The organism is Syntrophobacterales bacterium (genome assembly GCA_019429105.1).
Classification (GTDB): domain Bacteria; phylum Desulfobacterota; class Syntrophia; order Syntrophales; family UBA5619; genus DYTH01.
The window spans coordinates 1-7,055 of record JAHYJE010000070.1; the positions used below are offsets into that span (position 1 = coordinate 1).

Here is a 7,055-nt window from a genome sequence, read left to right on the forward strand (position 1 = left end):
AAAGGTTTGTCCAAAGTTTGTCATGGTATAAAATATTTGTAATAATATCAATTATTTTTCTTGGTTCGAATCTGGATGCCGCCTCCAAGATTCCTTCCATGAAGTAAATCAGTTATTTTCCCCGACTTTGAAGTTTTCCGTAAGGTCGTCTTCAGTATGGACACCATTTTATCTTATGATTTTAAGCTATTCGAAGAACCAATATCGTGGATTTCTTGCTTTCCGACCAATTGTTGGTTCCCATTTTAAATAAACTTTCATTTACTGATTATTTGGAACCGTTTGATAATTTTTCAGATTATTTGAGCCGGGGATGTTTCAGAATGGCATAAATCATCCCCGACTGCAAGCGTTTCATCAAAATTTCATTTCATCCTTAGACGTTTCCTTTGCCGGATTCATCCAGTCGTTTCTCTGTTTGATTTTTGTCAAGGTTTCAATCATGGCATCCAGGACAATGTCTTGGATGATCGTCATTATTTGCGCCCTTTTTTCGCCGTGTTCCCATTCATCGTCGACATCGTACATGAGGATTCCTCCTATTTATTTTGATACGGATTCGCTGCGCTCAATGGATTTTATGGGTTTTTTAAGGCATGGGTGAAATCCGGTTCATCCATGTGGCGGGGGACCGGATGGCCCCCCTGACGTGATGAACCGTCATCCACATCCGGCTATCCCTTGCCGGGTTGCTCCCCAGCATTGCCCGGCTCCGTTTCACCGGACACCTTAAAACAGTTCCGTTGCCGCCAGGCGGACGTGCTCGGCGGATACGGTCATGGACTGGCCCGCCGCCGCCGCGATCAGGGCGCCCCTGGCCAGATGATTGGCCTTTCGGAACAGGCCGCCGGAGCCCTGATGAATGGCCGTGACGGCGGTGGGGTCATAGAGGTTGTTTTCCACTCCCGCGATCCGCAGGTGGTGTACGATATAGGCTTCCATTTTTTCCCGGTCCACGCCTTCCAGATGGCTGCGGGCCACCACCCGGGAGGCCAGCGGCTGGGAGGGCCGATACATGAGCTTGTCGATCAAACTGTCGTGTCCGGCGAAAATGACCGATAACCCCGGTCTGGCGTCTTTGCCGATGGGCAACAGCGTATGCAGTTCGGCAAAAACATCCAGCCGCAACAGGGAGGCCTCGTCAATGATCAGCACGATCTTTTTTTTCTGGTTTTCCACCAGTTCACCGATTCCTTTTCGGATATGCCGGAGCAGCACCGCCCGTGAGCTGCTGGCGGTCTCGATTCCCAGTTCGGCCGCCAGTTGCCGGTAGAGTTCCAGTATCGATCCTGAAGAACCGATGACATAAAGACAGCGGTATTCGGATGGATGAAGCAGACTGACGGCATATCGCAGGGCCGTGGACTTGCCGCTGCCGATCTCGCCGGTAATCACGCCGGCGGCACCCAGCCCCACCGCATACGCCACCCGTTGGCTCACGCCGGTCAGCGCTTCCGTCTTGAGGATTTCCGCCAGGCCGATCGCATCGGCAAAGGGCGTCTTTGTAAAACCATAAAAGGTACGGTAGTGATTATTCATCGTTCCCTCCGTTTCCCCATAATCGGCCGCCCTGGTATCGGGACGCGGCCGGCGTCAGTTCGGCCTGGCTGTTTTTATCCCGCTTGACGCGACAATTGACATGAATATCCACCAGCGGGATCATGCCGTGGGATTGTCCGTTAAACACCACCTCGACGGCTTCCGGATGATCGTCATGGTAGAAAAGCGTCACCCGTTTCCCGATCAGGCGCACCGGCGCCTCGAACAGCCGGCCGTTGATGGTGACGGTCCGGTCTTTGGCCACCCGGCGCAGGACGGTTTGGCGAAAATAATCCCGAAGATTGTCCGGGGCGTGCCGCAGGCACGGGGTATGGGCGGCAAATCGCGCCAGCGGCGTCTGACCCGTGCCGGTGTGTTTTTTCTGATGATAGCCGTCGACCCAGACCAGAAAATCCCGGTTGAGCCGATCCATGGTGGTGGCCGAATAATCGGCCAGAAACGACGATCGTACGGTTTTAAACCATCTTTCGATTTTGCCTTTGGTCTAAACCGTCAAATGCGCCCTTATGCAAGGATGAAGCAGAAACTTTTCAAATCACGCATCCGTTCCACCCCCTCCATGGGAAAACCTACCTCCTGTTAACCTACAGACACACGTGGGGAGAAGACCGGGTCTACTACCATGACGAGGCAGGCAAATTATGCCAAGTGCCGGCTGGATGGACCGATATCCGCGGCCATGACCCTTTTGTAGCGGTTTCTGCCGGGCGATCCCCTTTTCGGGTCTCCGATCTGTTGGAGTTGTGTCGTCTGCTCAGGGGTATCTCAGGGCTTGGTGGCCGGGAGGAAGGAGATGCGCGATGTGTAAAGTGAATTTTGCCGTAAATGTAAAGGAAAATATGCCGCAACCTCTCTCGAAGAAGCAGTCAAATTCCGCATTTGTAGACATTAAAAAGCCGAACCAACGCCATAAACTTATTGACATTGGAAAAGAATATGACATAATTATCTTAACAAACGGTGGCAACCATTTCATTGGAGCTTATAATGTCCAGTCCATCATCTCTCGATTCCAAGTCAAAAGCGATAGGCGAACAGGGCACACTCAATCCCCGCCCGGAGGATGTCAAGGATCCGCTGTTTCAGGGGAACGAATTTTTCGACCCACGGGATCTCATGCAGGTAAAATACGAGATGCTGCGTCGCTATCAGACCGACGGGACGTCAGCTACCCTGGCGGCCCAAGCCTTCGGCTTTTCACGCGTGACCTTCTACCAGGTCTTGAAGCGGTTCAAAGAGGATGGAATCGGAGGGCTTTTCCCGAAGCTGCGCGGGCCAAAGAGCGCCCACAAACTTTCGGAGGAATTGATTGGCTTTGTGGAAACGGCCATGGCCGAAGATCCGGCTCTTCGCCCGACGGGTCTTGCAGAGCTCATCAAGGGTCGTTTCGATATCTCGGTCCACCCGCGAAGCATCGAGCGGTCACTTGCACGGCGGCAAAAAAAACAGTCCGGCTAGACACATCCCCGCCCTCTTATAGAGACATTGCCCAACGCTACGAGGAGTTGAGAGACCAGGCCCTGAGGCAACACACAACCGGACCCGGGCTGGGGTTGTTCGTTGATCGGGGCATGGCGGCATGGATAAAAGCCTGGGGAAGCTATGCCCCCGCGGGAGAGAAGTCGGCAAAAGCCAATCCCGTGCAGAGGCGATCGTCGATGGAGCCGGATATCGTGATGATACTGGCGGGCATGGCGTTATCTTGCGCAAAGGGGGGAAAAGATGGTAATTGAAACTCATTCCAAGGTGAGGGCTTCGCATCTTAAACGGGACGCCTACCTTTATGTCCGCCAGTCAACGGTGAGGCAGGTCTTCGAGAACACCGAAAGCACGAAGCGACAATACGCGCTTCGCCAGCGGGCCGTGGCGCTGGGCTGGCCCATTGAACGGGTGCATGTGATCGACACCGATCTTGGACAGTCCGGGGCTTCGGCAGCCGATCGAGAGGGGTTCAAACGATTGATCACGGAGGTGAGCCTTGGGCATGTGGGGGTGGTGCTTGGCCTTGAAGTGTCTCGACTGGCCAGAAACTGCGCAGACTGGCACCGTCTCCTGGAACTTTGCGCCTTGACGGATGCTCTCATCCTGGACGAGGATGGCCTCTATGATCCCAACGACTTTAACGACCGTCTGCTTTTGGGGCTAAAGGGCACGATGAGCGAAGCAGAGCTCCATTTCTTGAGGGCTCGCCTTCAAGGAGGGATCTTAAATAAAGCAAGGCGTGGGGAGTTGGCTTCTCCTCTGCCCGTGGGCTTTATCTATGATGAGCAAAAGAGGGTCTGCCTTGATCCGGACTCTCAGGTGCGCGAAGTCATTGGTTTGTTCTTTCAGACCTTTCGGCGACTGGGTTCGGCTTATGCAACGGTCAAGTATTTTAGAGAGCAGAATCTGCTTTTCCCTCGTCGTTTGCGGAAGGGTTTGCATAAAGGAGAACTCGTTTGGGGGGAGTTATGTCATTCCCGCACGCTTGGCCTTTTGCATAATCCGCGGTATGCGGGCGCTTTCGTATTTGGACGGGTACAGTCCCGCAAAGGGGTGGACGGCAAGGCGGTCTACAGGAAACGACCTCGAGAGGAATGGTTTTCCCTGATCCCGGGGATTCACGAAGGCTACATATCCTTTGAAGAATATGAGGGCAACCAGCACAGGCTCCGGGAATGCGCGCTGGCCTATGGGCTGGAAAGACCCAAGAGCCCCCCGCGGGAAGGCCCCGCGCTGTTGCAGGGGATCGTGATCTGCGGTGTTTGCGGCTGTCGCATGACGGTTCGATACCATGAGCGGCGAGGCGCTCTTCTGCCACAGTATGTCTGCCAGAGGGATGGAATCGAGAATGCCCGGAAACCTTGTCAAAGAATACCCGGAGCTACCGTAGATCGTGCGATCGGGGAACTCCTGATGAAGACGATGACGCCAGTGACGCTCGATGTGGCCATGGCAGTCCAGGAGGAGCTTTCGAAAAGGCTGGATGAGGCTGATCGTTTGCGTACAAAGCAGGTGGAACGTGCATGCTACGAGTCTGAGCTCGCCCGCCGGCGCTATATGCAGGTTGATCCCAATAACCGGCTCGTAGCAGACGTGCTGGAGGCAGAATGGAACCAAAAGCTGCGAGCTCTTGAGGAGACGAAGGAGAAATCCGAGCGGCAACGCCAATCCGACCGCCTCCGGATCAGCGAAGAGGAACGCATGCAAATTTTGGCCCTTACCACAGACTTCCCCAGGCTGTGGGAAAATCCCAACACGCCTGACCGGGATCGCAAGCGGATGGTTCGTTTGCTCATTGAAGATGCCACTCTGACGCGCAGCGAGAACATCACCGTGCAGATCCGCTTCAAGGGCGGAACGACCGCCACTCTGGAAACCGCTGTGCCTCGGCCGGCCTGCAAAACGTGGCAAACGGCCAATGAGGTTATAGCCCGCATGGACCAACTCCTGGACGAGCACACATACGAGCAAATAGCTTCGATGCTTAACGAGGAGGGGCTTTTCTCGGGAAAGGGCAAGCAGTTCAATGGAACGATTGTCGGCAACATCTGCAGGGGGTATGGACTGAAAAACCGGTGGCATCGGCTTCGCGAAAGAGGTTTACTTACCGTCGAGGAGATGGCGGAAACCCTCAATGTCTCGACTGCCACCGTCAATGCATGGCACAGACATGGCATCCTGAAAGCGCATGTGTACAATGACAAGCGACAGTGTCTCTTTGAACCGCCAGGTGATGATAGGCCAATCAAATGGCAGGGAAGAAAATTATCAAAAAGACATCCATATATCGAGTTCTTATCTGATCACACGAAAGAGGTGCAGTATGAAGCATAGTCCTTTCCCTGGGGTTTGTACGGGCGAGAATGGATCAGGGAGATGCCCAGTGAAGCGGTAATGGCCTCAAACTGTTTGCTGCGAAACGCGGACCCGTTGTCCACATACAGTTTGCGGGGAAGGCCCCGTCTGGCCAGGGCGTTTTCCAATGCGTCCAGCCAGCAGATCAGTTTCTCGGAGGGGTAAAACCGGCCATAGGGGATCAGCCGGCTGTGATCATCGATGATGGCGATCAGGTAGGCTTTTTTCATTTTTCCGCCATCATCGACCCGGGGGCCGTGCATCACATCCGCCTGCCACAGATCATTGGGCAATTCGGCTTCGTATTTGCGTCGATCCTCAGGAATCGACGCCGGCCGGCCCATCAGATCATGCTGGTGCAAAAATCGATACAGCGTGGATCGCGTTAATGCGATCCCGGGGGTGATCCACTCGCGATGCTGCATCTCGGCCATTAATCTGCCGGCCGTAGCTTTGGGCAATTCCTTCCGCAGCGAGATTAACGCCAGGCCGGTTTCTTCATCCAGGGATCGGCTTTTTCCCCGGTCCTTGCGATCTTGTGGATACAGGGCCTCGAGTCGGCCCCGGCCGTCCTCATAGGCACGAATCCACCGCAACATCGTCGTCCGGCTGATCCGGGTCCTGCCGGAAAACGGGATGGTCCACTTTCGCGCGCATTTCTCTTGCAGCAGCCGTTCTTTTTCGCCGTGATCCAGGTTCGCCCCGTTGACGAACTCGGCGATCATCCCGAAACGAAACGCCGCAATCTGCTTTTTCTGGTCTTCTGTCATGTCAACTCCTCCTTTGCTGATGGTTTTTGTCGGTATGAACGATCATTTTGCTCATACGACAGCCAAAAGAGGGTTGAAACGACACCCTCAGGTAGGGTGTTCAACAATCGGTTTTCATGACAGATTAAATGGACCGGCTCACCGGGACCATGCCGTTTTCGATCAGATGGTCAAAGGCCTCCATCAGCCGGCCGCGCCAGGTGCGGTCCAGATACATGGCTACCCGCATCGTTAACGCTCGCAGCCAATGCCCACCCCGACAACGGATAAAACCGGAAGGCCATCGGCCGCATCTGAGACGGTGGGAAAGCGTTGAACGGATGGTGTGGATCGGCGTTTGAAAACGGCTGAAATAGCCCTCCGGACGACAACTGATGACGCACCGGCAGTCTGGGCAACGCCAGCGCTTTAGCGGAATCGCCCGGGAAAAACCGTCAAAAATGACCTCCCGGAAGCCATGACCCCATACCTTGGCACACTCGCATTGCAGGCATTTACCGGGGCTTGGCCAGACAAAATCTTTCCCCTGCTGGAAAACTTCCTTGAGATCAACGGCAATATGGATTATCATCACTCTGTTGTGTTGAGCCGCACAGGCTCGTGTTCTCGGGCGGTGGAGTTCGGCGAAAACTCGCCGCCCAATTTTTTCCAAATAAAAAAAGCCTCAACGAGGCTCATTTATTCTGATAATCCAATAGATCTTGTCAATTTATTTCGAAATTTTCACGCTATTGCCGGGTCATAGATTCTGATTCCCTACACCGGCTATGTTGCGGGAGGCATGCGCAGAAGCACCACAAAACGAAATCTCGAACCGGAAATCCGCAAGCCTGTTGACAGATGTGCCAAATACCTGACCAATCATCTGCCATATCTGCGATATGATCG

Annotated in this window: 9 protein-coding genes; 4 read left to right on the forward strand and 5 right to left on the reverse strand. The window is 54.1% G+C overall.

Annotation, left to right across the window (positions count from 1 at the left end; all coding sequences use genetic code 11):
- Positions 1-357 precede the first annotated feature (357 nt).
- From K0B01_14285 to K0B01_14295, 3 genes are all read right to left on the reverse strand, one after another.
- A complete protein-coding gene (locus tag K0B01_14285) occupies positions 358-528 on the reverse strand; it encodes a hypothetical protein (GenBank protein ID MBW6487309.1) in 171 nt (56 codons plus the stop codon).
- A 201-nt stretch (positions 529-729) separates the two neighbouring features.
- Positions 730-1,539, reverse strand: a complete 810-nt coding sequence (locus K0B01_14290; GenBank protein ID MBW6487310.1) for an ATP-binding protein — start codon at positions 1,537-1,539, stop codon at positions 730-732.
- Positions 1,532-1,972, reverse strand: coding sequence for a Mu transposase C-terminal domain-containing protein (locus tag K0B01_14295; GenBank protein ID MBW6487311.1), 441 nt, complete (start codon positions 1,970-1,972; stop codon positions 1,532-1,534). Before K0B01_14295 ends, K0B01_14290 begins: the two co-directional genes overlap by 8 nt.
- Positions 1,973-2,022: 50 nt before the next feature.
- On the opposite strand from K0B01_14295, the gene K0B01_14300 reads away from it, so the two are divergent.
- From K0B01_14300 to K0B01_14315, 4 genes are all read left to right on the forward strand, one after another.
- Positions 2,023-2,373, forward strand: a complete 351-nt coding sequence (locus K0B01_14300) for a Y4bD/Y4pK family protein (protein ID MBW6487312.1) — start codon at positions 2,023-2,025, stop codon at positions 2,371-2,373.
- Between the two features lie 174 nt (positions 2,374-2,547).
- The gene (locus K0B01_14305) at positions 2,548-3,018 is read left to right on the forward strand and encodes a helix-turn-helix domain-containing protein (protein ID MBW6487313.1); all 471 of its coding nucleotides are present in this window, start codon (positions 2,548-2,550) and stop codon (positions 3,016-3,018) included.
- Positions 3,019-3,065: 47 nt separating this feature from the next.
- Positions 3,066-3,293, forward strand: a complete 228-nt coding sequence (locus K0B01_14310; GenBank protein MBW6487314.1) for a hypothetical protein — start codon at positions 3,066-3,068, stop codon at positions 3,291-3,293.
- The gene (locus K0B01_14315) at positions 3,283-5,376 is read left to right on the forward strand and encodes a recombinase family protein (protein MBW6487315.1); all 2,094 of its coding nucleotides are present in this window, start codon (positions 3,283-3,285) and stop codon (positions 5,374-5,376) included. Before K0B01_14310 ends, K0B01_14315 begins: the two co-directional genes overlap by 11 nt.
- Here the strand turns inward: K0B01_14315 and K0B01_14320 are convergent.
- Together K0B01_14320 and K0B01_14325 are read right to left on the reverse strand one after the other, a co-directional pair.
- Positions 5,346-6,167: a DDE-type integrase/transposase/recombinase gene (locus tag K0B01_14320; protein ID MBW6487316.1), complete on the reverse strand. Its 822-nt coding sequence runs from the start codon at positions 6,165-6,167 to the stop codon at positions 5,346-5,348. The two genes, K0B01_14315 and K0B01_14320, sit on opposite strands and share 31 nt — an antisense overlap.
- Before the next feature lie 124 nt (positions 6,168-6,291).
- Positions 6,292-6,741 (reverse strand): hypothetical protein, encoded by a 450-nt coding sequence (locus K0B01_14325; GenBank protein MBW6487317.1) that lies wholly within the window; start codon positions 6,739-6,741, stop codon positions 6,292-6,294.
- Positions 6,742-7,055: the final 314 nt, after the last annotated feature.